Source organism: Micromonospora sp. NPDC007271, assembly GCF_040634005.1.
GTDB lineage: Bacteria > Actinomycetota > Actinomycetes > Mycobacteriales > Micromonosporaceae > Micromonospora.
This window is the reverse complement of record NZ_JBEYER010000014.1, coordinates 21,995-48,458: the sequence shown is the minus strand read 5'-3', so window position 1 is coordinate 48,458 and position 26,464 is coordinate 21,995. Positions and strand designations below refer to the sequence as shown.

Genomic DNA, 26,464 nt, shown 5'->3' with positions numbered 1-26,464 from the left:
TACCTCCCCACGGCCAAAGCCGAGGGCTTCTCGGGTGCTTCCCGGTGACGACCCTCGCCAGCACGTCGACCGGTGTGGCCCCGCCGGTGGTCGGTCCGGCGGCGGCTGACCCGCGTGCCGTTCTCGACGCGCTCGCCGGTTCGGTCCGGCCGTACCTGATCGGGGTGCGGCATCACAGCCCGGCCCTCGCGGCGGTGGTCCCGGCGCTGCTGGACGCCGCCGGGGCCGAGGTGGTCTGCATCGAGCTGCCAGCCGACTTCCAGGGCTGGCTGCCGTACCTGTCCGACCCGGCTGCCCGGGCCCCGCTGGCCCTGGTCGGCAGCCACGGCGCCGACGGGCCGATGGGCTTCTACCCGTTCGCCGACTTCTCCCCGGAACTGGCCGCGATCCGCTGGGCCCGGCAGCGCGGCGTCGAGGTGATCTGCTGCGACCTGCCGCTGGCCGACCCCGGCTGGACCGCCGACCCGGCCACCGACTCCGACCCGGCCACGGACTCCGAGCCGACCGCCGGTTGCGGCCCCGACCCGCAGGCCGGTGAGCCGGTGCCCGGCCCGCGCCGGTCCGGCTACGCCGCCGCGCTCAGCGCCAGCGGCACCGGCCGGGACGGCGACGACCTGTGGGACCGGGTGGTCGAGGTGCGCGCCCCGGGCTGCCCGCCCGAGGCGGTCCGCCGGGCCGCCCTCGGCGTCGGCTGGGCGATGCGTACCGACAGCGCCAGCGGCGACGGCGTACCGGCCCGGGACCTGGCCCGCGAGCGGCACATGCGCCGGGTGCTGACCGAGGCCGGCGCAGGCGGCCGGCGAGTCGTCGCCGTCATCGGCGCCTTCCACGCCCCGGCCCTGCTCGCCGCCCCGCCCACCGACGCCGCCGACGGTACGGCCAGCACGGCCGGCGGTGCCCCGCCGGACTCCACGGTGGAGGTCAGCAGGCGCCCGGCGTCCGGCCCCGGCGCTGCCGTCCCGGCATCGACCGCCGACGTCGCCGCCGCGCCCACCCGGCCCGTCGCCGGCCCGACCGGCCCGGTCCGGTCCGTGACGACCCAGCCCGGGCCGGCCACCACCAACCGCGGCGGCACGACGATCACCTCGCTGGTGCCGTACGCATTCGACCTGCTCGACTCCCGGTCCGGCTACCCGGCCGGGATCCGTGACCCACGCTGGCAGCAGTCCGTCTTCACTGCCGCCGGCGACCCGGAACTGATCCGGGCCGCCGCCGCCCGGGCGGTCACCGACCTGTGCCGGGAACTCCGCTCGGCCGGGCACACCGCCGGTACCGGCGAGGCCGCCGAGACCGTACGGCTGGCCGGCGACCTGGCCCGGCTGCGGGACCTGCCCGCCCCCGGCCGGGGCGAGGTGCTGGAGGCGGTGACCACCGTGCTCGGCCAGGGTGAACTGCTCGGCCGCGGCCGGGCGCTGGCCAAGGCGCTGGAAACCGTGCTGGTCGGCGCCGAGCGGGGCCGGGTCGCCCCCGGTACGCCACGGTCCGGGCTCGGCCCGGCGGTCGAGGCGGAACTCACCGCGCTGCGGCTACCCAACCCGAACAGCCCCAAGTCCCGCGAGGTCCGGCTGGACCCGCTACGCACTGAGCTGGACGGGCGGCGGGAGATCCTGCTGCACCGCCTCCAGGTCTGCGGCGTCGGCTACGGCGAGCCGATCGCGGTTTCCGGCACCGGCGACGGCGCCGCCCTGACCACCCGCTGGCAACTGGCCTGGACGCCGTCCGTGGCGGCCCGGCTGGACCTCGTCGGCGTACGCGGGGTGACCGCGGCGCTGGCCGCGGCCGGCACCCTGCGGGAGCGGTTCCGCCGGGAAGCCGCCGACGGCGGCCCCACCGCCGCGCAACTGCTCACCGGGCTACGCGAAGCCGCCCGCTGCGACCTGCCCGGACTGGTCACCGACCGGCTCGAGCTGGCCGCCGCGATGCTGCCGGGCACCGCCACGCTGCCCGAGCTGCTGGCCGCGCTGGACCTGCTGGAGGCGTTGCGTCGGGAACACCTACCCGGCACCACCGCCGACAGCCGAGCCCGGGCCACCGAGCTGGCCGGCGTGCTGCTGGACGCGGCGGTCCGCGGGCTGCCCGGCCTGGCCGGCAGCGACGCCGTGACCGACGCCGCCGCACTGGTCGACCTCGCTGTCCGGGCCGGCGAGGACCGGATCGGCCTACGCCTGGACGAGGCCCTCGGCTACCTGGCCCGGGCCGGCTCGTCGCGGATCCAGGGCGCCGCCCTGGCCGCCCGGGTCCTGCTCGACCTGACCGATCTGAAGACCCTCGGCACCCGGGTGGCCGGCTGGATCGACGCGGCGACCGGACCGGACGCCCGGCGGCACCTGCACCGGCTGCTCGGTGGTCTGCTCACCGCGGCGCACCCGCTGTTGCAGTCCACCCCGACCGCGCTGGACCCGCTGTTGGCGCGGATCGAACGGCTCACCGACACCGAGTTCCTGGACCGGCTGCCAGCGCTGCGTGGCGGGTTCGACGTGCTCACCCCGGCGGCCCGGGACCGGCTGCTGCACACCGTCGCCGAACGGCTGGGCGACCGGCTCGACCTGACCCTGTCCGCCCCGCCCGAGCTGCTGGCCCGCTGGGCCGCCGCCGACGCGGCCGGTCGCGCCGCCCTGGTCGCCCGCGACATACCGATCCCGGGCACCCCGACCGGCTCCGCCGACGTCGAACCCGGGCCGGACACGCCGGCCGGCTCCGGCTCCGTCGGCATCGAACCCGGGCCGGACACGCCAGCCGCCCGGATCACCCCGGCGGACCGGTGGCGGCTGCTGCTCGGCCGCCAACCCGACCGGTTGCCGGCCGACGCCCGCCGCTACGCCCGCGCCCTCGACGAGCTGTACGGGACGGGCCAGGGCGAAGGCGTCACCGACCTCGGCCAGGCAGCCGGCGGCGGCCAGGAAGCCTCCTTCCCGACCGCACGCGAATGGGCCGACGAACTCGAAGCGCTGTTCGGAACCGCCGTACGCGAGGAAGTCATCGCCCGGGCCGCCGAGAGCGGCCGCACCGACGTGCTCACCGAGCTCGACCCGGCCGCGGTACGCCCCTCGATAGAGCTGCTGACCTCGGTGCTGTCACTGGCCGGCGGCCTGCCCGAGGGGCAACTGGCCAAGCTACGGCCACTGGTCCGGCGCCTGGTCGAGGAGCTGACCAGGCAGCTGGCCACCCAGGTACGCCCAGCGCTGACCGGGCTGACCAACCCGCGCCCGTCCCGCCGTCCCGGCGGCCGGATCAACCTCGCCCGAACCCTCCGGGAGAACCTGGCACACACGCAACGGCTCGACGACGGCCGGACGGTGGTGGTGCCGCACCGCCCGATCTTCAACACCCGGACCCGCCGGGAGGCCGACTGGCGGCTGGTGCTGGTGGTCGACGTGTCCGGCTCGATGGAGGCGTCGGTGGTGTGGTCGGCGTTGACCGCCGCCGTACTGGCCGGAGTGCCCACCCTGTCCACCCACTTCCTCGCCTTCTCCACCGAGGTGGTCGACCTGACCGACCGGGTCGACGACCCGCTGTCGCTGCTGCTGGAGGTACGCGTCGGCGGCGGTACGCACATCGCCGCCGGGCTGGCCCACGCCCGATCGCTGGTGACCGTGCCGAGCCGCACCATCGTCGCGGTGGTCAGCGACTTCGAGGAGGGCTACCCGCTGGCCGGGCTGCTCGGGGAGGTCCGCACGCTGGCCAACTCCGGCGTGCATCTGCTCGGCTGCGCCGCGCTGAACGACAGGGGAGTGCCCTGCTACTCGGTACCGGTCGCCGAGCAGCTCGTCGCGGCCGGGATGCCGGTCGCCGCTCTCAGCCCACTCGAACTCGCCCGCTGGGTGGGCGACCGCGTACGCGGAGGATCACGTTGACGGACCGCACCCCCACCGTCGCAGACACCGACCGCTTGCCGCCGGTGACACCCCGGGTCGCCGCCGCGGCGGTGGCGGCCCTGCCACCCCGGCTGCACAAGCGGCTGGACGCCACCGTCGAGCGGCTGGCCGGTGTACCGGTCGGCCGGGTCGACGGCGGCATCTCGGTCGACTGCGGCCCCGAGGCCCTGGTCACCCTGACACCCGGACCGACCGGCGCCGTCACCGACCCGCACCAGGTCCGGTGCAGCTGCCTGCTGGCACCCCGCTGCCTGCACCGGACCGCGGTCCTGGTCGCCTGCCCGGTCGCCGACCCGGCCACCCATCCCGATCTGGCGCCCACCGCCGCCGCGCCGTCCACCTCGGACGACGCCACCGGGAGGACCGGGCGGACCGGAAAATCGGCTGGCGCGGCCGCCGGTGGCACCGGCCGGAGCACGGCACCGACGAAAGCCCAACAGGCCGCCGCTGGCGCGCTGTGGCGGGCAGCCGCCGCGGTGCTCGCCGCCGGCGCGCCGGCGGCCGGTGCAGTCCTCCAGGCCGAACTGCTGCGGGCCGCCCACAGCGCCCGGCTGGCCGGCCTGCCACGGGCCGAGAACGCTGCGCTGCGCACGGTCCGTGGCCTACGCGCCCACCGGGGACGACAGAACGGCCACCGGCTGGCCGACCTGGTCGAGGCGCTGCACGACCTGCTGTACGTGGCCGGCCGGCTGGCCGCCGGCGATCCCGACCCGACGCTGATCGGCGTCCTCCGCCGGGCCTACCAGCCCGACGGCACGCTGGAGGTGTACGGCGTCTGCCGGGAACCGGTGATCAGCGCGACCGGATACGCCGGGGTGGTCACCCACCTGGTCGCCGCCGACGGCCGTCAGCTCTCCTTCGGCGATGTGAAACCGGGCGGCCCGGACCGGGCACGGGACTGCGCCCGGGCGATCAGCGAGATGGGCGCGGTCGCGGTCAACCACGCCGTGCTGGCTCGCGGCGGCCTGCGGATCAGCGGCACCACCGTCTCCCCGGACGGCCGACTCGGCGCCGGCAAGGGGGTTCGGGCCACTCCGCTCACCGGGACCGACTGGGCCACCGGACCGCTGGCGCAACTGTTCGCCCGCCCGCTCGCCGAGACGGTGACCGCCCAACTCGCCGTGGACGACCCGGAGGACCCGGCCCGGGCCGGAACCGCGCTGGTCGGCTGCGACCTGATGGTGGTGGGTGCCGTCGGCGACCAGGTGCTGGCCCGCGAGCTGGCCCCCGCCATCGACGCCTCGGACCGTGCACAGGTGCCGGACGGGCCGATGATCCGGCTGGTGCCGGTCAACTCCCATCCGATGCTGGCCCACGTGGCCAACCTGCGGCGGCTCGCCTCCCGACCGGGCCTGCGGATCCGCGTGGTCGGCCGGCTGGACCCGGACCGGGCCAGCACGCTGCACCCGCTGGCGGTCGGCCCGGTGCCCGGTGCCGCCACGACGCTACGGCTGCCGGCAGACTGGCACGGCCGGGCGGACCTCGGCTACGACGAGATCCAGGGCAGCCACCTACCGCCGCGCGACCCAGCCGTGACGACCCCACCGGTTCTCGCCCTCGGCGCCGACGCGGTCACGGAGTCCCCGCTGTGGCGGGTCCGCCGGTTGGTGGAGCTGGCCGTCTCCGGCGGCCGCCGCGCCGTCGCCGAGGCGGCCCGCGGCGACGGCGCAGGGCTGCCGGGTCCATTGCGCCGCGCCGGCTTCACCACCGCCGCCACGGTGGCCGCCGCGCTCGCCGACGAGTCCGACCGGCGCGGCCGGGACGTGTTCGGCCGCCGTACCGAACCCGACCCGGACCGGTACGCCTGGGCGTGGCTCGCCGTGACCGCCCACCTCGCGGCCACCGAGCGGGAGCTGATCCGGTCCTCCTGGACCGCCCCGCCCGTCGGCTGACCCGCCGGAATCCGGGGTCACCGAGCCCCGGGCCAGTAGGTGGCCGGCCAGGTGCCCGTGGCCCTGACGCGGACCACCCGCGCCGCGGCGCCTGCCCGAACCCGGGCGGGCGCCGCGGACTTCACCGGCCCGCCGCCGCGGCCCGCGACCGCCATTCCCGAGCGAGGATGGCGAAGACGAGCTGGTCGGCCCACTCTCCACGGAACAGGTAACTCTCGACATGGTGTGCCTCGCGGCGCATGCCGATCCGGGTCATCAGGCGGGCGGAGGCTTCGTTGCGGGCGTGGCACCGGCCGTAGATCCGGTGCAGCCCCATCTCGCTGAACCCCCAGTCCAGCAGCGCCGTGGCGGCTTCCGTGGCCAGTCCGCGGCCCCCATGGTCGGGATGGAAGACGTACCCGAGTTCAGCCGTGCGATGAAGCTGGCTGCGCCAGACCAGCTCCACGTTCCCGATCACCCCGGCATCGATGGCCACGGCCAGGGTCAGGCAGTCGCCCTCGGCGCGCAGCACGTCCTCGCCGGCCATTGCGGCCACCGACGCCCCTGACTCCTCCCGGGTACGCGGCCGGGCGTCGAGCATCCAGCGGACGACATCGGGCCGACACTGGTATGCGTGCACGTCGTCGAGGTCGTCCAGCGTGACCGGGCGCAACGTGAGCCGCGGGGTGCAAATCGGGTACGTCGGCCGGAACATCAGGCGATCCTAGGCCTTGACCGACGAGCCCCGGGCGGACCAGTGGCATTCAGCGCGGTTCACCGAGAATTACTGGAACCGGGAGCTTCATGCGGACAGAACAAGGTGTGAGCGCAACACTGCGAGCCCGAATTCGGGCGGGGGACGCTGCCGCCTTCGGGCAGGTTTTCGACGAGCATGCGGCAGCCGTCTACCGGCATGCGGTGCGGGCCGACGGCCACACCTTGGACGCGGAGGACGTCGTGTCGCTGACGTTCCTGGAAGCGTGGCGGCTCCGCGTCACGCTGCGGCCCGACGGTGACAGTCTGCTTCCCTGGCTGCTGGGCATCGCGACGAATGTGCTGCGCAACCGACGCCGTGCGACCCGACGGCATCGGGCGGCGCTGCTGCGGATCCCGCCGGCTGCCGCTGTCCCAGATGTCGCCGACGAGGTCGTCGGCCGGATGCACGATGCGCGGCAGTTGGCCGCAGCCGCGGCAGCACTACGTCGGCTACGCAGGGCCGACCGGGAAGTGTTTCTGCTCTGCGTGTGGTCGCAGCTGGACTATGCATCCGCCGCCGAGGCCCTCGGCATACCCGTCGGCACGGTGCGTTCCCGGTTGTCGCGGGCCCGCACCCGGTTACGCGCACTGGTCGACGTGGAGCTGTCCCGCGCGGAAATTCGGAACCCGGCCCTGCGGCCAGGCCAGGGGCAGAGCGGGCCGCACGGCAACGCTCTGCATGAGGCAGGAGGTTCACGATGACCACGCCACCCCGTGAGACCGAAGTCAACGACCTCGGCGAGCTGATCACGCTGCTACCACCGCCGGGCAATCCGCGCCTGCCGGAGGGCCGCCTGAAGGACCTGAAAGGGCACGTCATGAGCGAGATCCAGCATGCGACCGTGGTTCCGCCGCAGGTCCGGGGCCGCCGCCGGCTGCTCATCGCCGCGTCGGCCGCGACGAGCGTGTTGGCCGCGGCGCTCGCGGCCGGTCTTGTCGTGCACCCGTGGGATCGGGCAGGCCAGCCGGCGCCGATCATCCAGGTGCTGCAGGGCGATGCGAGCGGCGCGACAGCGTTCTTGAACCGGGTCGCGCTGGCGGCGGCCGCAAAGCCGCAACAGCCGGTTGGGGCGGGTCAGTACATCTACATCAAGAGCCGGGTCGCGTACTCCATTCTCAGCGACGACTCACGCCGGCTGGATGACCTGCACGACCGGGAGATCTGGATCCCACAGTCACCTGGGGGCCGCGGCGCGCTGCGCGAGGCTGGGCGGCCATCGGATCTCGGCATCACGGTGTCCAACGAGGAGATGGTCGACCTGCCGAGCGACCCGGACCTGCTCCTCGAGAAGATCTACGCCGACACCCGAGGGCAGGGCAACAGCCCGGACGGCGAAGCCTTCACCGCCATCGGTGACCTTCTGCGTGAGTCGCTCATGCCACCGAAGATCAGTGCGGCCCTCTACCGGGCGGCGGCCAAGATCCCAGGGGTAGTGCTCGTGCCGGACTCAGTCGACGCCGCTGGACGCCACGGTGTCGCCGTGGCACACGTCGAGTTCGGCGAGCGCACCGAGTGGATCTTCGACAAGACCACCTACGAGTACCTCGGCGAGCGCAGCTACCTGGTCGAGGACACCAGCGACGGCAAGGCAGGCATGCTCACCGCCACCACCGCCGTCATCACCCGGGCTGTGGTCGATCGGGCCGGACAGCGCCCGTAGCGTCTCAACGGGGGAGCGGCGTGATGGAACTGCAGATTCGGCTTTTGGGCCCGGTGGAGGTCTTCAACAACGGCCAGGATGTCACCCCCGGAGGGGCCAAGCGGCGGCCGGTTCTGGCGGGGCTGGCCCTCGCGGCGAATCGGCCCGTCTCCCTGACTCGGTTGGCCGGCATGGTGTGGTCCGACGTCCCGCCGCCCTCCGCCGTGGCGGTTATACGGAGGGCAAATCCCAAACCATGGCAGATCGCTGGTTTGGCTGGTGGTGGTGGTGACAGATTTCGTTCAGGCTGGTGAGAGCCTGCCAGATGAACGGCGGACGTCCGGCCTGAGGCTGTCGGCGTAGACGCGCCCTTGCGGAGAGCGGCAGGGCGGGCATGTCCAGAAGGTCATCAGGTCTGCCCGCCCTGCCGCCGGCTGACCGCGCCCGAGCGATATCGGGGATCCTCGACCGGCCTCGGGCTGCCTGGCGCGATCAGCGTTCAGGGGTGCTTTCGCTGGACCTGCTCGAAGTGAATCTCGCGGATGAAGCAGTCTCGTGGTTGGCTGACCGCGAACAGCACGCAGTCGATCACCGACCGCGCAGTGAGGTCGGCGTTCGCCTGTCGGGGCCCATCCTGGACGAAGTCGGGCGGAAACAGCGAGATCACCCGGATCCCTTCCGGCCGGAGCCGGTGCGACAGGATCTCAGCGAGCCCGGCGTGAGCATGTTTTGCGGCGTAGAACGTTGGATGCGCGTCCGAACGGCGGTGCCCCACCTCACCGCACGCGGAGATCATGTTGACGATGTCGGGCCGCGACGATGCCCGCAGCAGCGGCAACAGATGTTTGGTCAACAGGGCGATGCCGGTCCCGCCCGCAGCCATCACGCTCTCGATCTGGTCGTCCGAGACGTCTTCCAGGTCGTCGCCGTCGATGTAGGGTGCGCCATTGTTGATCAGCACATCGAGGTGCTTCGTCCGGCCGGCCACGGCTGCGGCGAACGCGCGCACCGAGTCCGGTACGGCGAGGTCGCAGTGAAACGCCTCAGCGTGACCTGCTCCCCGCTGGCTGATCACACCCGCGACATGCTCGGCCGCTGCCAGGTCGCGGGCCGAGAGGAAGATCTGTGCCCCGCGCTCGGCGAAGGCTTCGGCCAGCAGCCGTCCCGTGTCGCGTGCGGCGCCGGTGATAGCGACGCGTAGTCCACCAAAGTCCACGGCCGACAGTGGAGCATCTCAACTCGGGTTGAGGTCAACCGCCGAGGAATTGGTCAACAGACGTCGTCGAGGACGGCGGACAGCACCGCGCCGGCGTGCTCCGCGAGGAAGTGGTGGCCGCCGGGAAAGACCCGGATGCGTACCCGGCCGGTGGTCTCCGCCTGCCACGGCCCGACGTCGGCCGGGCCGGTCTGGTCGTCGTCGGTCCCGACGTAGGCGTACACGTTGCAGGTCAGCGGTGGCCGGGCGGGCGGCTCGTATCTTTCGATGAGCGCGACGTCCCCGCGCAGTGTGGCCAGGAACATGGCCCGGTACCGATCCGACTCCAGGACGCCGGCCGGCACCCCGCCCTGTGCCCGCAGCGCCGTGACCAGCTCGTCCTCCGTCGGCTCCGGCCGGCGGGTGCGTCCGAAGAAGAGGGTCGGGGCGCGGCAGGCCGCGGTGACCAGCGCCACCGGCGCGGGGAGGGCGCGGTCCCGCAGTTCGTGGGCGAGGTCCCAGCCGATGAGGGCGCCCATGCTGTGCCCGACGATGCACAACGGCCGGTCGAGCAGGGGTGCCACCGCGTCCGCGAGCGCGCCCGTCACGGGCGCCATGTCGGTGGACACCGGCTCGGCCCGGCGCAGTCCGCGTCCGGGCAGCTCCACGGCGACCACCTCGACGGTGGGTGGGGCGAGCCGGCTCCAGGTGCGGAACTGGCCGGCCCCGCCCCCTGCAGGCGGCAGGCAGACCAGGCGCATGGCCGCGGCCGGACGCGGCCGCCAGGTGACCAACCAGTCCGCGCCCGGTGGGACCCTGTTCAACGCCCGTCGCGGTCCTCGTGCGCGGCGGCAGCCCCGGTCACCCGCCCGGGGGCTGGTTCGATGTCGACCTCGATCTCCTTCTCGCAGCGCCGTCGCAGCTCGGCGAGGGAATCCTCGTCCGGCGCGTGCAGGATGACCGAGGCGACGCGGTCCATGGACCAGCGCAGCTCACCGACGTACGAATGCGGTTCCACGTCGACCAGCAGCTCGTGCACGGCGGCCGGGGCGTCGGCCGGGAGCGGCCGAACCGGTTCGCGGGCGACGGTGGTGACGAACCAGTTCGGGCGTACCCCGTCGAGGGCGCTGCGGACGTCGGTGAGCCGCCCGACGCGCTGCGGTAGGAAGATCTGCTCGGCCCACCGCCGTACCCGCGGGGTGGGCAGCGGCCTGTCGAGCAGGGCGGCGAGCAGGATCCGTTCCAGCGACACTCCGGTGGCCAGCTCCCACAGGGTCGGGATGCCGTCCCCGCCGCCGCGTGCCGCGGCCTCGATGAGCCGGACCTGCCCGTCGGGGGTGCGGCGCAGCTCCACGTGGGTGACTCCGGTGCGGACGCCGAGCCCGCGGAGGACCTCGGTGGCCGCCGCGCGCAGGTCCTCATGACGGTCCTGGTCCGGGGTCACCCGGTGGCCGATCTCGACGAAGAAGTTCCCGTCGTGCTCGGTGGTGACCTTGGTGGTGACCCCCTGGAACAGCACCTCGCCCTCGTGGAGCACGGTCTCGACCGAGTACTCCTCGCCCTCGACGCGCTCCTCGAGGAGCAGCGCCTGGCCGGGGGGAGCGGCGGCCAGGTGCGCGGCGAGGGCCTTCGGCGAGGACAGCGAGGTGACGCCGAAGGAGCCGGCCTTGTCCACCGGCTTGCAGACCACCGGCAGGTCGAGGTCGGCGGGGTCGACGGACGCCCGCTCGTCCGGCAGGACCAGCCGGTAGCGAGGGCTGAGCGAGGGCAGCAGCGTACGTTGCAGGAACTTGTCGGCGGAGGCCCGGGCGGCCCGGTGGCCGGGCCCGGCGACGTCGAGCACGTCCGCCACCAGGGCGGCGAGCGGGAGGTACTCGTCCACCAGGCTGAACACGCCGAGGATCTGGTACGTGCGCGCCGCCCGCACCGCGTGCCGCAGCATCCGGTCCTGGTCGCCGGGGGCCACCGCCCAGCACTCCTCGACCGCGGCGAGGTCCTCGCTCTGCCCCGTGTCGCGCAGGTGCATCATGATGCGCGCCCGCGGGTGGCCCGGATCGGGAGTCACCGCGAGGACCCGTACGCCGGCCGCGTTGGCGGCGCGCAGGAAGCCCGGGAACCGGGTGTTGAGGCCGAACATGAGGATGATCGCGGGTGTCATCTGCTTTCCCCTGTCGCGAGATGATTCGGGATGGTGGATCGGCCGGTCAGTGCACGGTGACCGGTTCCGCCCAGTCGATGGCCACCGGCAGGCTGCGGTAGCCCTGGATCAGGTTCGAGCGGGTCGGGACGACCGGCCCGGCGAGCCGTACCGAGTGGGCCAGCCGGGCCAGGGCGACGGCCAAGCGGGACAGCTCCATCCGGGCCAGTTGGGCGCCGAGGCAGTGGTGCATCCCGTGGCCGAAGCTCAGGTGCGGGTTGGCCGGGCGGTCCCAGCGGAAGACGTCCGGGTCGCCGAAGACGGCCGGGTCCCGGTTCGCGGCGGCCAGCCAGGCCACCACGGCCTCACCCTCCCGGATCGGTTGTCCGCACAGGACGGTGTCCGCGGTCGCCACGCGCAGCACGTGCATGCCGGGCGACACCCAGCGGATCAGCTCTTCCACCAGGGACTTCACCGTCGGGTCGGCGCCGCGCGCGGCGGTGAGCAGGCCGGGCACCTCGGCGGCAGTGTGGAACACCCCGCAGACCAGGTGCCGGGAGGTCTGGTTGCCGCCGATCAGCAGGTTGTAGCAGTTGGCGAGGACCTCGTCCTCGGACAGTTCGCCGGTGCCCAGCAGGGCGCTGACCAGGTCGTCGCCGGGTGCCTGCCGGCGCTGGGCGATCAGGTCGGCGAAGAAGAGGAAGATCTCGGTGTGCGCGTCAGCGGTGGCGGTCGCGGCCGAGTCGCTGTCCGGGCTGGCGAAGGCCACGTCGGTCAGGTGGATCAGGTGGTCCCGGTCGGACTGCGGAACCCCCAGCAGTTCGCAGACGACGGCGGCGGGCAGGACGGGGCCGATCCGCCGGGCGACGTCCACCGTGTCGGCGTCGGCGGCCTCCGCCAGCAGGCGGGCCACCTCGGCGTCGATGAACCGGCCCAGCCGTTGCAGGGCGGCGGGCTTCAGGAAGCGTCCGACGACCCGGCGCAGCCGGCGATGGACGTCCCCGTCGGTGGTCACGATCATCTTGCCGCCGCCGCGGTCCGGATGGCCACGGTCGAACCCGATCAACATGCCGTACTCGGACGTGTAGGGCGCCCCGGGGCTGAGCACCTGCTGGCAGGCGCGGTGGGAGAAGACCGACCAGAAGCCGGACGGCGACCAGCCGGGGCCGGAGTACACCGCCTTGTCCTCGGCGACAAAGCCGCGCCACCGGGCGAAGCGATCCGGACTGACGTAGAGGTCGGGATCACCGAGATCCATTCGCGCCTCCCTCGGGCGGCTCGGCCACGCGGTACGGCGCAGCGGGTTGCGCTGTTCGGGCGGAGGTGGGGTGCGGGACGGCGCTCTCACCGTGGCACGGCTCGGTGTCGACCCGCACCGGGAGGGTGCCCAGCCCCTGCAGCTCGGTCGACCGCAGCGGCGCGCCGGCGTCCACGGCGACGACCCGGTACGGCAGTGCCAGGAGCTCCGCCACGGCGACGCCGGCCTGCAGGCGGGCGAGGTGCTCGCCGAGGCACTTGTGCCGGCCCCGTCCGAAGGAGAGGGTGCCGCGGGGGGAGGGACCGGAGGCCGTGCTGTCCAGCTGCCCGTGCGCTGCGGAGGTCAGCGACAGCAGCACGACCTGCCCTGCGGCGACGATCCCGGACGGGCACGTCACGTCCTCCGTGGTCCACCGCAGCGCATGCCGGATCGGCGGTTGCCGGCGCACGATCTCCTCGACCAGCGCGTCCGGGTCCACCGGCTGGCCCGCTTCCCGCCGGGCCAGGGCCCGCGCCAGCGCCCCGGCGGTCAGCGCGGTGGTCTCCTCGGCACCGGCGAAGAACAACGCCTTGACGTTGTCCAACACGTCGAGTTCGTCGAGGCTGGATCCAGTGAGCAACCCGGTGAGCCGGCGGAGCACCGAGTCGGCGGGCAGCGACTCCGGCGCGGCGAGCAGCTCCGCCAGGTAGCGCCGGAAACCGCGCACGGCGTCGTTCGCCGCCCGGATGGTCTCGGGATCCGGGTGGTGGGCGGCCGCCTCCAGCCTGCGGATCCAGGGCAGCACCTCGTCGAGCTCCCGGTCGGTCAACCCCACCAGGTGGCAGTTCACCCGGTAGGGCAGCGGCCCGGCGAGCACGCGTACCAGGTCGTCGGTGGGCTGCAGATCAGCCAGCAGCTCCCGGCAGACCTGCCGCACGTACTCCCGCCGGCCGGCCACGGCCGGGGCCGCGTACAGGTCGGCGAGCGCCCGGCGCAGGTCCGTGTGGACGGGCGGCTCGCGGCTGAGCAGCGCGCGGGCCACCGAGTCGGCCAGCGCACCCCGCCGCCCACGCCGGGCCGCCCGGTGCGACGGGAACTCGGTCACGCAGGCCCGGTCAGCGAGCAGCGCCGCGACGTCGACCGGTCTGCTGACCAGGATCCGGCCGTCGTCGAGGCGCAGGAACGGCTCGTCGGCCCGGAGCGCCGCCAGCACCCGTTCCGGCTCCGGATGGAAGTAGAGGTCGGCCAGGCTGGTCACGAAGGCACCGCGATCCAGACGAAGTGCTGGGCGGAGGAGTCGAACGGGCGGCGGTCGTACCCGCCGTAGACCTCCTTGAGGGTGAACCCGGCGCCCTGGAGCAGACGGCGCAGCTCCCCCGGATAGCGGAACGTCATCTCGTGCACGACGTGCCGGCGTTCCACCACGACACCATCGTCGTCGAGCACCTCGATGATCCGGCGGAGGGTGGCCAGCTGCCGCACCGGGTCCGCAAAGCTGTAGTTCCACACCACCGTCCGGCGTCCGTCCTCGGCGACGAAGTCGTCGACCAGCTTCAACTGGTGCTGGCTCTGGGCGAGCTCCTCGAAGCGGGGCACCGGCATCGCCGCCGCCAGGACCCCGTCCGGCTCCAGATGGGCCCGGACGGTCTCGAGGGCCGCGAACAGATCCTCGTCACTGTGCATGAAGGCGAGCGACTGGCCGCCGATCACCACCGTCCGGAACCGCCGGCCGAGGCGTATCGTCCGGATGTCGCCGAGCACGAGCTCCACCTGCTCGTCCAGCCCGTGCCCGGCCCGCCGTTGCTCGCACTCCCGGAGCATGGCGGGGGAGTTGTCCACGCCGACCGCCGATGCCACCTCCCGGGCCAGCGGGAGCAGCAGCCGACCGGTGCCCGAGGCCAGCTCCAGCAGCGGGCCACCGGAATCCCGTACGACGTCGAGGAAGAAGCCGACGTCCTGCTGGGTCAACCGGCGACGCAGGTGGTCGTGGATCTCGGCTTCGCCGGCGTACGCGTCAGGTCCGCTGGTCATGCGCGGGTCGCGCTGGTCCACTGCCATCCGTCGTTCGTCCTCCCGTGTCCGGCGTGTCGGCTGTGCCCGCCCGCCTCGGCCCGCCGGCGCGGCCGGGCGCGGCCGGTGATCGTCGATCAGGTCGCGGTGAGGCGCCGGAAGGCGGTGCGCAGCTCGACCGGCTCGCATCCGCGCTGCGCCTTCGTCACGTCGTCGCCCATCCCGTACACCACCTCGCGGACGCCGAGCAGCGGTGCCCGCCCGGCGATCTCGTAGAAGAGCACCTGGAAGTGACTCTCGCTCGCGTACGGGGCGTCGTAGCGGGTGCCGGCCACGCTGCCGACCAACGTCTCGCCGTCGCGGAGGAAGAGCGAGAAGGCGGTCATCGTGCCCTCGTGCGTGGCGGTCGCCAGCAGGGTCCGCTCCGCCCCGAAGCAGTCGAGCACCCGCCTGAACAGCTGGCGCGCCCCCTCCTCGTGCTGCGGGGTGCCGTACCGCCGCGCGTGCGCCATCATCAGCTCGACCAGTTCGGGCTCGTCCGTCCCGAGCGTGCGGACCTCAATGCGTACCGGCAGCTCCGCGAAGCGCCGCAGTTCCCGGCCGACGTTCTTGCGCTGCCGGCGGCTGGGCAGCCCGGCCACGTAGCCGTCGGGATCCTTCCAGTCGACCGAGAGCACCTGGCAGCCACCCAGCGGCACGGTGTCGAACCCCTGGGCCGCCAGCGCGTCGGCCAGGAGCCGGCTGGCCGGCGTCAGGTAGGGCACCACGACCGAGCGCGCCCCGGCCGCCGTCGCCCAGCGCAGCAGCGCGTCGACGAAGGCGGCGACCTCCGCCGGGTCCCCGGCGCCGGGGCCGGCCACGGCGGTCTCGTACTCGGGCGACATCAGCAGGACGCTCGGCAGCACGTCCTCGGGGGCCAGGCCCGCCCAGGGCCGCGCCGGTTCGGGCCGGCCCGGTGGCCCGTCGTGTAGCAGCCGGTACGGGTCGGCGAACCGGCGTGCGGTGACCGTGTCGAGCACCGTTCCGACCGTCCCCACCACGGGCCGTCCCGCCCGGTGCAGGGTGAACGTCCGCAGCGGGCCGGGCAGCCGGCCCGGCTCGTACGCCAGCCATTCGGGCTTCAGACAGCGCGGACCGGCCGCGGTGAATGCGGCCCAGCCCGGCGGCAGGCCGTCGGTCACGGTGAGCGGAGCGTCCGGCATCTCCCACCCTCCCGCCTCGGCGATCCGTTCAGCTGACAACGACCTCCTCCTTCACTGCGGGGGCGAGCTGGAGGCGACGGACGTCGCGGACGGTGCCGAGGATGAGGCAGGCCACCACGACCACACCCGCGAACAGCAGCAGCGAGCGCGTGACACCGATGCCGGCGGCCACCGGCGCCGCGGCGAGCTGTCCCACCGGGACCGCGGCGAGCGACGCGAACGCGTCCCAGGAGTAGACGCGGGCCAGCCTGTCGTCGGGGACCTGGTTCTGCACCGCCACGTCCCACGCCACGCCGAACTGCTCCATCGCCAGCCCGGACAGGACCATCGCCACCACCAGGACGACGAGGCTCGGCCGGAGCGCCAGCGCGAGCATCGGCAGCGCCTGGGCCACGAGCAGGAGGGCCGGCCAGCGCAGCGGGTGACGGGGCTTGACGTTTGCCGCGAGCAGTCCACCGGCGACCATGCCGCCCGTCTGCGCCGCGAAGATCAGACCCCAGCTCGCCCGCCCCACCGTCCCGTCGGCGACGGTCGGCCCGAGGACCAGCATGCCCGCCGCGAAGCACATGTTGACCAGCAGCATCTGGAGCGAGAGGACCCAGATCCAGGTCCGGCGGGTGAACTCCTGCCAGCCGTCCAGCAGGGCGCGCAGCGGTCGCGGCGACGGCCCGCCGGCCGCCGCCGCCTCGACCCGGATCAGGGCGAAGCAGAGGCCGGCGAGCAGGAAACAGCCCCCGTCGATCGCCAGACCCCAGCCGGGTCCGACCGCGGCGACCAGGATACCGCCGACGGCCGCGCCGCCGATGGTGGCCGCGTTCACCATGATCCGCAGCAGGGCGTTGGCCGGGCGCAACCGGTCCGGCGGCACCGTCTGCGGGATGAGCGCGGAGGACGCGGGCAGGGCCAGGCCCGCCGCCACTCCGTTGACCATGGCCAGGGCCACCACGACCGGCAACAGCGCCCGGTCGGTGAGGATCAGCACGGCGATGGCCGCCTGCGCGGTGGCGGCCACCACGCTGGTGCCCTGGAGCACCACCGATCGAGGCAACCGGTCGGCCAGCACCCCGCCGCCCAGCAGCATCAGCACGTTGACGAGGGAGCGGGCGCCGACGACCAGGCTCAGGCCGCCCACGCCCCAGCCGGCGTCCAGCACGGCGAAGGCCATCGCGAGGGGCGCGATCGTGTTCCCGGTGATCGACAGCGTCCGGGCGGTCAGCATCCAGCGGAAGTTCGCCGACCGGAGCGGACTCAGCACGCCGGGCCGTCCGCCGTCGAGGCGGTCGAAACGGTCCGCAGCGACCGGGGCCGCATGTCGGTCCAGACCCGCGCGACGTGGTCGAGGCACTCGTCACGGCTGCCGTGGAACCCCGCGTCCCACCAACCGTCGGGCACCGGTCGGTCCGCCGGCCAGACCGAATACTGCTCCTCGTCGTTGAGCACCACGCGGTGCTCGCCGCTGGGGGTCGCCATGCTGCCTTTCCTCTCCTCTCCCGGGTCCGTTCGCACCACGCCGGTCACGGTCCGCACGCCGGACGCGTCGCCACCGGTGCCGCCGGCCCGGGTCCCCGCGCCGGGTCGGCACCGACGGCGTCCGTCAGCCAGACCGCCATGGCCCGCGAGATCTCGGTACCGGCCGCGGTCAGGCCGGGCCGGTAGGTGAACCGGGCCCGGTAGCCGCCGTCCGCGGTGGGCCACAGCGCACAGCCGAGATCCGTCATCGACCGGGACGGGTCCAGCCGCAGCCCCACCGTCCGGCAACCGGGCAGCGGGAGTTCCGGTACGTCGTGCGGCTGCACGGTGAACATCAGGCGGTACCGGGGCCCGGACGCGGTCGCCGACGGCCGGGACAGCCGGACGACCTCGTCGATCGTGACGTCCTGGGCGAGGAACGCCCGGCGCAGGGCCAGGTGGGTGTCCCGGGCCTGCTCCGCCGCCGTTGCCGGCCCGGGTCGCAGGCGTACGCAGACGGTGTCGATGAGGCAGGTGACGGCCCGGTCCAGCAGTTCGTCGCCGCGCTTGGTGACCGGCACGCCGACGCCGAAGTCCCGGCTGCCGGTGACCCGGGCGACGGCCGCGGCGAACCCGGCCAGCAGGACGGCCAGCCGGGTGCCGCCCACCCGCCGGGCCAGTTCGTCGACGCCGGCCAGCAGCTCCGGCCCGATCGGCACGTCACGGGTCCGCACCGGCCCGTCGTCGTCCATCGGCGACGAACCGTCCAGGGGCAGCTCCGGCAGGTCGGCCAGCTCCCGCTGCCAGAACCGTCGCTGTTCGTCGAGGGGTACGACGCCGAGCCGCTCCCGGTACCGCCGGACCGTGCCGGCCAGGGTCGGGGCGGGTGGCAGCCTCGCCCGGTCGCCGGCCAGGCGGGCGGCGTAGCCGGCGGCCAGCTCCGCCACGGCCACCCGTTCCGCCTCGACGTCCCAGGCCACGTGGTGCACGACGAACGCCACCAGCGTCCGCGGGGTCGCGGCGTTCGTGACCAGGACCGCCCGGCAGACCTCCCCGGCCTCCGGTCGCAGTGGACGGTCCACCGCCGCGGTCACCACCCGCAGCGCCGACGGTTCGTCGGGCGTCGGCGGCAGCCGGCGTACGGGTGGGTCCGAGGTCGCCCCGGTGGGGTAGGCGGCCGCCTCGGCCAGCGAGTACCGGGCGCGCAGCGCCTCGTGCCGGTCGACGAGGTCCGCAACGGCGGCGGCGAAGGCCCGCTCGTCGAAAGGCCCCGCCACCCACCAGGCCAGCGCGCAGTGCGCCACCGCGTCACCGACGAGTTCGTCGGCGAGGAGGAAGCCGGCCTGCATGGGCAGGAGCGGGACCGCACCGGGGCCGGCGGGGTCGGCGTCGGGCGCCCGCCCGGACGGGGACGCGTCGTCGAGCCAGGCGGCGATCGCCGTGACCGTCGGTCGGCGCAGCAGCTGCGACACCGGCACCGGTCGGCCGAGGCGCTGCCCGAGCCGGGTGCAGACCCGGATCAGGTCCAGCGAGGTGGCGCCCGCCTCGACCAGGTCGTCGTCGGGGTCCGGGGTGTGCCCGCCGAGCACCGCGCGTAAGGCCGCCGCCACCGCGTCGAGGTTGCCCGCCGAGGCCCTCGCGGCCGTCGCGTCCAGTGTGGCCGTCGCGCCGGGCGGGACCGTCGGCCCGGCGGTCGTGGCCGCCGCCAGCGCCGCACGGTCGAGCTTGCCGTTGGGCAGCATGGGCAGCGCCGGCAGCCGCCGTACCCGGTGCGGCACCAGGTGCGCGGGCAGTCGCCGGGCGAGGCGGTCCCGTACGATCCGCTCGTCGGGCCCGGGCGCCGGGTCGGCCGTGTAGCAGGCGACCAGTTCGGTGCCCGTCCCGGTCTCCACCGGGACGACCGCCGCGCGGGCGACGCCCGGCACCGCGTCGAGGGCGGCCTCGATCTCCTCCGGCGCGATCCGGTGCCCGCGTACCTTGACCTGCCGGTCGAGCCGTCCGACGTAGTGCAGGATCCCGGTAGGAGAAAGGTGGCCCAGGTCCCCGGTGCGGTACAGCCGGCGCGGCCGGCCGTCCACCGTCCGGACCACGAAGCGCTCGTCGGTCGCCGCGCTGTCGTCCAGGTAACCCAGGCCGAGGCGGGGCCCGCCAACACAGATCTCCCCGGTGCTCCCCGCCGGGCAGGACTCGCCGTCGGGCGACAGGACGTGGACCTCGGTGTCGTTCACCGGCCGGCCCAGCGGGATACCGCCCGGCGCGTCGCAGTCGGCCGGCGTGATCCGGTGGGTGGTGACGAAGACGGTGCACTCCACCGGCCCGTACCCGTTGGTCAGGGTGGCGTCCGGGTGCGCTCGCAGGAACCGGCGGACGTGCTGCGGGGAGAGCCGCTCCCCACCGATGACCAGGTGCCGGAGGCCGGCGAAGGCGCCGAGGTCCTCCTCGACGACCACGTTGAACAGGGCGGCCCCCAGCCAGGCGGTGTTCACCCCGTGTCGGGTGACGGCCCGGCGCAGCGTCGCCGGGTCGAGGTGCGGGCCGTCCGGCAGCACCGCGACGCCCCCAGCCAGCAGCGGTCCCCACAGCTCCAGGGCGAACGCGTCCCAGGAGGCGGGGGCGCCCAGCGGCATGACGGTGCCGGCGTCCAGCGGGAGGAAGCCGCAGTCGCGCACCAGGCGGGTCAGCGCCCCGTGCGGTGAGACGCTGGCCTTCGGCTCCCCGCTGCTGCCCGAGGTGAAGAAGACCTGGGCGGCGGAGCGCTCGTCGACCGGGGTCTCCGGCGCGCCGTCGGCGAGCGCCGCCCAGCCGGGCAGCCCTCCGTCGGGCAGCACCACGGGCGGTGCCCCCGGAGGAGCCACGGCGGCGTCCGTCAGCACGAGCGGGCCGCCGAGCCGCCGGCACAGCGCGCGGATCCGCGCGTCCGGCCAGTCCCGGGAAAGAACGGAGTACGCGGCCCCGGCCTTGAGCACCCCGAGCAGTACGGCGACCAGCTCCGGGGAACGGGGCAGCAGCACGCCGACCGCCACGCCGGGCCGCAGGCCCTGCTCGCCCAGCCACGCCGCCACCCCGTCCGAGGCGGCGTCGAGTTCCCGGTAACGGACCGTACCCGCCGCACCGGCGAGGGCGACCGCTTCCGGGGTCCGGCGTGCCTGCGCGGCGAACCGACCGTGGATGGTGAGCGGGTCCACCGTCAGCCGCCCGGCAGTTCGGCCGGCACGACGGCACCGGGCGCGGCGTAGAGTTCACCGGCCGACCAGACGTAGCGGGTGCCGCCCCACTCGGCCGCCGACGCGACGTCCGGGAAGAATCCGCTGCCGCGCAGGTTGGCGCTGGTGTTGCAGAGCACCGGCACGCCGGTGTGCCGCTCGTAGGCCGCCAGCACCTCCGCCAGCACCGGATCGGCGTCCGCCGAGACCGTCTGCAACCGGGCCGTCCCGTCCAGGTGCACGATGGCCGGCACCCGCTCGGCCCAGCCGGGCCGCATCCGGTGCTCGAAGAGCATGTACGGGTCCGGGCTGCCGGGCGCAAAGACCGTAGGTGCCCGGTCCTCGAGGCAGATCGGGGCCACCGGCCGGTACGCCTCCCGGCCCTTGAGCTCGTTCAGCCGGTCCTTCATCTCGGGGCGCACCGCGGGCGCCAGGATGCTGCGGTGCCCGAGCGCGCGCGGGCCGACCTCGGCCCGCCCGTCGACCACGACGACCGGCGCCCCGACCTCGGCGAGCAGCCGGGCAAGCTCCGCCGGGGGGCAGGACACCGCACGCCAGCCCGCCGGCGGGCGGGCCGGCCCGGGCTCGGCGCCGGCGTACACGCTCCACCGCACGTACGGGTCCGTGGTGGTCCGGGCGCGGTGGGTCATTGCCGCGCCGATCGCCGACCCGGAGTCGTTGGGGAACGGCGGGACCCACACGTCCCGGAACAGTCCGCTGCCGCGCAGCCGGCTGTTCCACTTGATGTTCAGCGCGCAGCCGCCCACCAGGCACAGGTTGCCGGCGGCCGGCTGGCTCAGCTGAGGAAGGACGGCCCGGAACGCGTCGACCAGGGCCTGCCCCAGGTAGTTCTGGAAGCCGGCGATAAGGTCCGCGTCGGACAGTCCGGGCACCAACCGGGCGCGCTCGTCCAGCAGCCTGCGGGCGAGCAACGCGCCGGAGTCGATCCCCATCGCGTCGAACTCGTCGAGAAGCTTGTCGAACAGCGGGTTCAGGTCGCGTTCCTCGGTGGCCAGACCCGCGTACGCCATCGCCTTGCCGGCGACCGCCGACGGCCGGGTACGGCCGTACCGGCGCTGCTCGGCCCGGAACTCCTCGCGGAACGCGTCGAACTGCCCGGCGAACTCGGCGAACGCGTTGCCGTAGATCGGTAGGAGCGGACCGTGGTTGACCACCCGGACCGGGTCGGGATGCACCTCGTAGAGCAGCGGCAGCATGCCGCCGTCCCAGACCAGCACGACGGCGGGCTCACCGGTCCGGGCGAAGGGGCTGGTGCAGTACGCCGAGAAGAGATGGTCCGTCGCGTGGTGGTAGCTGTGGTAGGAGTGCCGCTGCCCGGCCAGGGCGAGCCCGGACAGCTCGTACGGCTGTGCGGCGTCGTGGGTGGCGGACCGTTCGTGGTAGGGGGCAGCCGCCAGGGTGAGCGGCCCGTCCGGGCCGTGCACGGAGAGCTCGGCGAGACCGTCCGGGGTGCTGGCGTGCCAACCGTCCACGACGAACACGTCCACGTCGGCGGGCCGGCAGCCCGCGAGGTCGAGGAGGCGGAGCACGCCGTCCAGCCGGTCCAGGCTCTCGTGCCGGCGGTTGTTGTCCAGCTTCTCCATCTCCAGAGAGGTGACCAGGCGGTCCCCGTCCACCAGCGCCAGCGCGCCGTCGTGGGTGAGCTTCAACCCGCAGATGATCATGCCTGCTCCTCGGTGAGACCGGCGCCCGCGTGGAGCGGGCCGCGGATCGCGTTCGCCGCCTCCGCCACCGACCGCCCGCCACCGGCGGCCACCAGCGCCACCGCCCCGGGCAGCGCGTCCCGCACCGCCCGGGCGTACGCCGGCGCGACGTCGCGCGGGTCGGCCAGGACCTCCACCCGGTAGCCGGCGCCGTCCTCGTTGAGGATCACGGCCATCGGGACACGGGTCTCCGGGGCGGCCACCCGGACCGGCTCGACGATCGCGCCGTCGAGCTCCAGCGTCGGCTCCGCCAGATCGACCAGGTTGAACACCAACTGGGTGTACGGCGCGCGGGAGCGGCGCCGGCGCGGCGGGCGCACCTCCTGCACGATCCGCTCGAACGGCACCGCCTGGTGGGTGATGGCGCCGACCACCCGCTCCGCGACGCAGGCGACGTACTCGTCGACCGACTGTTCGTCCCCGACGGTCAGGCGGATCGGCAGCAGATGCGCGAAGAGGCCGATGACGGCGCCCGCGGCCGGTCCCCGCCGGCCCGCGTTCGGGCAGGACACGACGACGTCGTCCACCCCGGCCAGCGCCCGGATGACCAGACCGTACGCGCTGAGCAGCAGGACGAACGGGGTGCGGCCCCGGTCGCGTGCGGCGTCGCGCAGCGCGCCCGCGGTCACCTCGTCGATGGTCCCGGTGACCTCGACCGCGGCCGTGGCCGCCAGGTCCGGGTCGCCCGCGGGCAACTCGACGGCGGGTGGCGCGTCCCGCAGCGCCTGCCGCCAGTAGGCGATCTGCTCGTCCAGCTCGCCGTCGGCCAGGGCCCGCTGCTCCCGCCACACCACGTCGCGGTACCGGTGCTCGAGCGGCGGCAGCGGCGTCGGCCGTCCGTGCCGGCGGGCCCGGTAGCAGGCGGCGAGCTCGTCGACGAAGATCCCGGCCGACCAGCCGTCGAACACGATGTGGTGGACGGTGAACAACAGGACGGCCCGCTGCGGGTGCGTCACGAGCACGTCCAACCGCAGCGGCGGGCCGGCGGCCAGGTCGAACGGGATCTCCCGGTGTCGCCGCAGCCAGCGCTCGACGTCCTCGTCCGAGGCTCCGGGGTCGTCCGTCACGGCCGGGACGATCTCGACCTGGTCGGCTTCCCGCACCACGCACCGGCCGCGGTCGGAGTGGAAGGTCCAGCGCAGGGCGTCGTGTCGGCCGACGACGTCGTTCACCGCGTCCTGGAGGGCGGCCAGGTCGAGGCCGCCCCGCACCGAGAAGGCGAGCGCGCTGTTGTAGTCGGAGCCGCCGGGGTTCATCTGGTGCAAGAGCCACAGCTCGCGCTGGGCGGGCGACGCCTCCGCGCCGACCGGGGGCGCCGGCTCCTCGCGCCTCGTCCCGAGTTCCCGTTCCACCACCTGCGCCAGGTCGCGGAGGGTACGGGCGTTGAACAGCGCGCGCAGCGGCAGCCGGGTGTGGAAGGCCTGCTCGATCCGGGCCATCAGCCGCGCCGCGAGCAGCGAGTATCCGCCGAGGGCGAAGAAGCTGTCCTCGGGCCGGACCGACTCCCGGTCCAGGATCTCGCACCAGAGCGCGGCCAGCCGGTCCTGCACGCTCGCGGCGAGGGCCCGCGGCAGCTGGTGCCGGGCGCGGGGCGGCGGGGGAAGCTGCCGGACCGCCAGCTTGTGGTTGGGCAGCAGCGGGAGGGAGTCGACGCGGACGTAGGCGGCCGGCAGCAGGTGGCTGGGGAGGGTACGGGCGAGCGCCGCCGCCACGGTGTCCTCGGGGACGTGGCCGACCAGGTACGCGACCAGTTGCAGCGTGCCGGGCACCACGTCGTCCCGGGCGATCACGGCAGCGTCGGCCACGCCCGGCACCCGCCGCAGCGCGGCGCTCACCTCGGCGGGCTCGACCCGGTAGCCCCTGATCTTGACCTGGTCGTCGGTCCGCCCCGCGAACTGCACCTCGCCCGAGGGCAGGCGCCGCCCGAGATCCCCCGTGCGGTACATCCGCCCCCCGTCGGCCGCGAACGGATCGGGCAGGAAACGGTCGGCGGTGAGCCGGGGCTGCCCGAGGTAGCCGCGGCCCACCTGGGGACCACCGAGATGGATCTCCCCGACGTCGCCGTCGGGCACCGGCCGGAGCTGATCGTCCAGCAGGTAGAGCCGGATCGTGGGCAGCGGCCGGCCGATCGGGAGCACCGGCTGGTCGCGGTCCGCGTCCGTGACCAGGTGCACGGTGGCGATGGAGGTGCACTCGGTCGGTCCGTAGTGGTGCACGAGCTGGTTGTCCGGGCCTGCGGCCCGCCGGGCCGCCGCGCTCTCGGCCGCCTCGCCGCCGAACCACAGGCGGGGCGTCCGGCGGGCCTGCTCCGGGCGGACCTGCACCAGTTGGTGCAGCAGCGAGCTGGTCAGCGGCAGCACCGTCAGGTCGGCCTCGGCGACCTCGTCGTACAGGTGCCCCACCGAGCGGAGCGCCTCCTCGGAGGCGAGCCACACCGTGGCGCCGGCGGCGAGCGCACCCCAGACGTCCAGCAGCACCGCGTCGAACGACGAGCTGAGCACGTGCGCGACCCGGTCCTCCGGGCCGTGCCGGAGCAGCTCCTCGCCGGTGAGCAGGGTGAGCACGTTGCGGTGGCTGAGCACCACCCCCTTCGGCTGCCCGGTCGAGCCGGAGGTGTAGAGCACCATCGCGGCCTGTTCGGGGAGCACCGGGGCCAGGTCGTCCGCGCGGGCCGGCCTGGCGGGCTCGCCGTCGATCGCCACCACCAGCCGGTCGGGCGGCAGGACGGCGCGCGCGGCGGCGTCCGCGAGCACCACCGGGCAGCCGCTGTCGGCCAGCAGGTGGGCGATCCGCTCCGCCGGGTACGAGCGGTCGATCGGCAGACAGGCGGCGCCCGCCTTGAGCGCCGCCAGCATCGCCACGACCAGGTGCGGCCGCCGCGCGGCGCAGACCGCGACGACCGCCTCCGGCGCGGTTCCCAACCGCCGCGCCAGCTCGTCGGAGCGGCGATCGAGTTCGGCGTACGACAGCCGCTCGCCGGCGCCCACCACAGCGGTGGCGTCCGGGCGGCGGGTGGCCTGCCGGCTGACCCACTCGTGGATGGTCCCGGCGTGGGCTGTCTCCTCCTGTGGCACGGTCACCTCCGGTCTCCACCCCGGTCCGGCGTGAGGTGGAAGATCTTCGAGTGCGGCGGCAGCACCAGGTCGTACTCGTGGCGCACCCGCCAACCGGTCTCGTCGAAGACCTCGTACCACTGGTCGAGGGTGGGCAGATCCTGGCCCATCAGCGCGTGCACGTGTTCGAAGCCGAGGGTGAGGATGGGCAGGTCGGTCCCGGGCACCCGCCCCGACCGGTAGGTGTCGCAGAGCGCGAACGAGCGCAGGGCGGGGAAGGCCCGCCGCAGATTGTCCAGCACCCGTACGCAGCGTTCCCGGGGCCAGAAGTCGTGCCCCATCAGGAAGCTGCAGACGAAGTCCACGTCGGCGAACTCGGGGCGGTGCTCGAGGTCGTGCACGTCCGCCTCGATGACGATCGCCCGGTCGGCCAGGCCCGCATCGACCAGCCGCGCGCGGGCGAGCGCCACGGCCGCGGGCGCGACGTCGATCCCGATCGCGGTGGCGTGCGGGTGGCGGCGCAGCGCGCTGATCAGGCGGCTGCCGCTGCCGCAGCCGACGTCCACCATCCGGGTCGGCGGATCCCGGTCCAGCATCGCGTCGAAGACCGGATCGATGAAGCGGGCGCCGAAGTCGGCCGTACCGATGCTGATTCTCGTGGCGTCCCGCTGGATGAAGCGACCGTGGCGATTGGCGGTGCGCCCGACCGCGCCGGCCGTACGCAGCAGCTCGCCGCAGCCGCCGAGCAGCCAGGTGAAGAAGCCCTTGGTGGCGTGCACATCGGCGAAGCTCGTCGTGCCGGTGACCTTGTCGCCGGCGACGGCCACCACCCCGGCGCTGGCGAGCGCGTCGGTGACGGCCCGCAGCGACGGCGGGTGCAGGTCGTGCTCCTGGGCGTACGCCTCCCGGTCCACCGTGCCGTGTTCGGCGATCGCGTCGAGCAGGCCGAGCTCGTCCGCCGCCGCCACGGCGAACCCGCCGATCGAGTCGTTGAACAGCCGGGCGGAGAGGCTGCCGGCGGCGCCGACGCCGGGCGGCAGGCCGGGGAGGGCGGCAACGGACGCCGTGGTGCCTCGGGGCTCGTGCACGGTCACACCTTTCGCAGCGCGGTC

Annotated in this window: 19 protein-coding genes; 5 read left to right on the top strand and 14 right to left on the bottom strand. The window is 74.3% G+C overall.

All coding sequences use genetic code 11. The features are described 5' to 3' along the window. The first annotated feature begins 44 nt into the window (after positions 1 to 44). Both ABZ570_RS07750 and ABZ570_RS07745 read left to right on the top strand, forming a co-directional pair. Positions 45 to 3,854, top strand: coding sequence for a DUF5682 family protein (locus tag ABZ570_RS07750; protein ID WP_358058485.1), 3,810 nt, complete (start codon positions 45 to 47; stop codon positions 3,852 to 3,854). Further along, a complete protein-coding gene (locus ABZ570_RS07745) occupies positions 3,851 to 5,767 on the top strand; it encodes a hypothetical protein (RefSeq protein ID WP_358058482.1) in 1,917 nt (638 codons plus the stop codon). Before ABZ570_RS07750 ends, ABZ570_RS07745 begins: the two co-directional genes overlap by 4 nt. Positions 5,768 to 5,888: 121 nt before the next feature. Here ABZ570_RS07745 and ABZ570_RS07740 read toward each other — a convergent pair whose 3' ends face one another. Continuing rightward, complete coding sequence (locus ABZ570_RS07740; protein ID WP_358058479.1) at positions 5,889 to 6,461, bottom strand: GNAT family protein; 573 nt, start codon at positions 6,459 to 6,461, stop codon at positions 5,889 to 5,891. Positions 6,462 to 6,568: 107 nt separating this feature from the next. Here ABZ570_RS07740 and ABZ570_RS07735 point away from each other — a divergent pair, with 107 nt between their 5' ends. From ABZ570_RS07735 to ABZ570_RS07725, 3 genes are read left to right on the top strand one after another with little or no spacing between them, the layout of a single operon-like run. Next, on the top strand, positions 6,569 to 7,204 hold the full coding sequence (locus tag ABZ570_RS07735; protein ID WP_358058476.1) for an RNA polymerase sigma factor: 636 nt from the start codon (positions 6,569 to 6,571) through the stop codon (positions 7,202 to 7,204). Next, entirely contained in the window at positions 7,201 to 8,163 is a 963-nt protein-coding gene (locus ABZ570_RS07730; protein WP_358058473.1) for a CU044_5270 family protein, read from the top strand. The genes ABZ570_RS07735 and ABZ570_RS07730 overlap by 4 nt, the downstream gene beginning before the upstream one ends. Positions 8,164 to 8,186: 23 nt before the next feature. Continuing rightward, positions 8,187 to 8,456: a hypothetical protein gene (locus ABZ570_RS07725; protein WP_358058470.1), complete on the top strand. Its 270-nt coding sequence runs from the start codon at positions 8,187 to 8,189 to the stop codon at positions 8,454 to 8,456. Positions 8,457 to 8,641: 185 nt separating this feature from the next. Here the strand turns inward: ABZ570_RS07725 and ABZ570_RS07720 are convergent, their stop codons facing one another. From ABZ570_RS07720 to ABZ570_RS07660, 13 genes are all read right to left on the bottom strand, one after another. Next, positions 8,642 to 9,358: an SDR family oxidoreductase gene (locus ABZ570_RS07720; RefSeq protein ID WP_358058467.1), complete on the bottom strand. Its 717-nt coding sequence runs from the start codon at positions 9,356 to 9,358 to the stop codon at positions 8,642 to 8,644. Between the two features lie 53 nt (positions 9,359 to 9,411). Beyond that, positions 9,412 to 10,161 (bottom strand): alpha/beta fold hydrolase, encoded by a 750-nt coding sequence (locus tag ABZ570_RS07715; RefSeq protein ID WP_358058464.1) that lies wholly within the window; start codon positions 10,159 to 10,161, stop codon positions 9,412 to 9,414. Further along, the gene (locus ABZ570_RS07710; RefSeq protein ID WP_358058461.1) at positions 10,158 to 11,495 is read right to left on the bottom strand and encodes an ATP-grasp domain-containing protein; all 1,338 of its coding nucleotides are present in this window, start codon (positions 11,493 to 11,495) and stop codon (positions 10,158 to 10,160) included. The genes ABZ570_RS07715 and ABZ570_RS07710 overlap by 4 nt, the downstream gene beginning before the upstream one ends. Before the next feature lie 46 nt (positions 11,496 to 11,541). Then, on the bottom strand, positions 11,542 to 12,732 hold the full coding sequence (locus ABZ570_RS07705; RefSeq protein ID WP_358058458.1) for a cytochrome P450: 1,191 nt from the start codon (positions 12,730 to 12,732) through the stop codon (positions 11,542 to 11,544). Next, on the bottom strand, positions 12,719 to 13,969 hold the full coding sequence (locus ABZ570_RS07700; RefSeq protein WP_358058455.1) for a hypothetical protein: 1,251 nt from the start codon (positions 13,967 to 13,969) through the stop codon (positions 12,719 to 12,721). The genes ABZ570_RS07705 and ABZ570_RS07700 overlap by 14 nt, the downstream gene beginning before the upstream one ends. Next, positions 13,966 to 14,769, bottom strand: a complete 804-nt coding sequence (locus ABZ570_RS07695; protein WP_358058452.1) for a class I SAM-dependent methyltransferase — start codon at positions 14,767 to 14,769, stop codon at positions 13,966 to 13,968. The genes ABZ570_RS07700 and ABZ570_RS07695 overlap by 4 nt, the downstream gene beginning before the upstream one ends. 89 nt (positions 14,770 to 14,858) lie before the next feature. Next, entirely contained in the window at positions 14,859 to 15,962 is a 1,104-nt protein-coding gene (locus ABZ570_RS07690) for a GNAT family N-acetyltransferase (RefSeq protein WP_358058449.1), read from the bottom strand. After that, positions 15,952 to 17,178, bottom strand: coding sequence for an MFS transporter (locus ABZ570_RS07685; protein ID WP_358058446.1), 1,227 nt, complete (start codon positions 17,176 to 17,178; stop codon positions 15,952 to 15,954). Before ABZ570_RS07685 ends, ABZ570_RS07690 begins: the two co-directional genes overlap by 11 nt. Next, entirely contained in the window at positions 17,172 to 17,393 is a 222-nt protein-coding gene (locus ABZ570_RS07680; protein WP_358058443.1) for an MbtH family NRPS accessory protein, read from the bottom strand. Before ABZ570_RS07680 ends, ABZ570_RS07685 begins: the two co-directional genes overlap by 7 nt. A 44-nt stretch (positions 17,394 to 17,437) precedes the next feature. Beyond that, entirely contained in the window at positions 17,438 to 20,557 is a 3,120-nt protein-coding gene (locus ABZ570_RS07675; RefSeq protein WP_358058440.1) for an amino acid adenylation domain-containing protein, read from the bottom strand. A gap of 2 nt (positions 20,558 to 20,559) precedes the next feature. Further along, complete coding sequence (locus ABZ570_RS07670; RefSeq protein ID WP_358058437.1) at positions 20,560 to 22,260, bottom strand: carbamoyltransferase N-terminal domain-containing protein; 1,701 nt, start codon at positions 22,258 to 22,260, stop codon at positions 20,560 to 20,562. Further along, entirely contained in the window at positions 22,257 to 25,379 is a 3,123-nt protein-coding gene (locus ABZ570_RS07665) for an amino acid adenylation domain-containing protein (RefSeq protein ID WP_358058434.1), read from the bottom strand. The genes ABZ570_RS07670 and ABZ570_RS07665 overlap by 4 nt, the downstream gene beginning before the upstream one ends. After that, a complete protein-coding gene (locus ABZ570_RS07660) occupies positions 25,376 to 26,440 on the bottom strand; it encodes a class I SAM-dependent methyltransferase (RefSeq protein ID WP_358058431.1) in 1,065 nt (354 codons plus the stop codon). The genes ABZ570_RS07665 and ABZ570_RS07660 overlap by 4 nt, the downstream gene beginning before the upstream one ends. Between the last annotated feature and the right edge of the window lie 24 nt (positions 26,441 to 26,464).

Bases quoted from the DNA above. Each gene is read 5' to 3' on its own strand.
- ABZ570_RS07740 (WP_358058479.1), bottom strand. From the start codon at position 6,461: ATGTTCCGGCCGACGTACCCGATTTGCACCCCGCGGCTCACGTTGCGC.
- ABZ570_RS07730 (WP_358058473.1), top strand. From the start codon at position 7,201: ATGACCACGCCACCCCGTGAGACCGAAGTCAACGACCTCGGCGAGCTG.
- ABZ570_RS07725 (WP_358058470.1), top strand. From the start codon at position 8,187: ATGGAACTGCAGATTCGGCTTTTGGGCCCGGTGGAGGTCTTCAACAAC.
- ABZ570_RS07710 (WP_358058461.1), bottom strand. From the start codon at position 11,495: ATGACACCCGCGATCATCCTCATGTTCGGCCTCAACACCCGGTTCCCG.
- ABZ570_RS07705 (WP_358058458.1), bottom strand. From the start codon at position 12,732: ATGGATCTCGGTGATCCCGACCTCTACGTCAGTCCGGATCGCTTCGCC.
- ABZ570_RS07695 (WP_358058452.1), bottom strand. From the start codon at position 14,769: ATGGCAGTGGACCAGCGCGACCCGCGCATGACCAGCGGACCTGACGCG.
- ABZ570_RS07680 (WP_358058443.1), bottom strand. From the start codon at position 17,393: ATGGCGACCCCCAGCGGCGAGCACCGCGTGGTGCTCAACGACGAGGAG.
- ABZ570_RS07670 (WP_358058437.1), bottom strand. From the start codon at position 22,260: ATGATCATCTGCGGGTTGAAGCTCACCCACGACGGCGCGCTGGCGCTG.